This window comes from Mesorhizobium abyssinicae, assembly GCF_049887195.1.
In the GTDB taxonomy this organism is placed as follows: Bacteria; Pseudomonadota; Alphaproteobacteria; order Rhizobiales; family Rhizobiaceae; genus Mesorhizobium; species Mesorhizobium abyssinicae.
In genome coordinates this window covers 1-420 of record NZ_JARAKC010000128.1, presented here as the reverse complement: position 1 = coordinate 420, position 420 = coordinate 1, and the positions used below count along the sequence as shown (strand labels likewise).

The 420-nt window shown below is 64.3% G+C and carries 1 protein-coding gene; it reads right to left on the bottom strand.

Annotated features, from left to right (window positions below):
- Positions 1-330, bottom strand: a 330-nt coding sequence (locus PU724_RS33945) for a helix-turn-helix domain-containing protein (protein WP_426213858.1), incomplete at its 3' end; no start/stop codon positions are given.
- Between the last annotated feature and the right edge of the window lie 90 nt (positions 331-420).

Here is a 420-nt window from a genome sequence, read left to right as displayed (position 1 = left end):
CCAGCCGTGCCGGCCGAGCCAGGCGCTCAGGGCGCTGCGGCTGATCTTTACCAGCCGCTCGGTCTCCAGCCGAGCCACCATCTCGTTCAGTGTGATGTCCTTGCGCTCCTCGATCATTCCCACGATGAAGGCTTCGTGCACATCGAGGCTGGAAGCGCGGCGCCGACCCTGCGGCCGCGGCATCAGTTCGCCGATCTTTGCCCGCGAAATCCATCGGATCGCGCTCGATACCCCAACCCCGAACCGCGCCGCAGCCTGCCGTGCCGACATGCCTTCGGCCGACGCCTTCACGACACGCGACCGAAGATCGTCGCTCAGTGCCTTTCCCATCGTCCACCTCCCGTTGAGACGGACGTTGAATCACCGGCGGGCGCTTCAGTCACATCACATTCGATTCATCGATCACGGGACGTGCTCTAG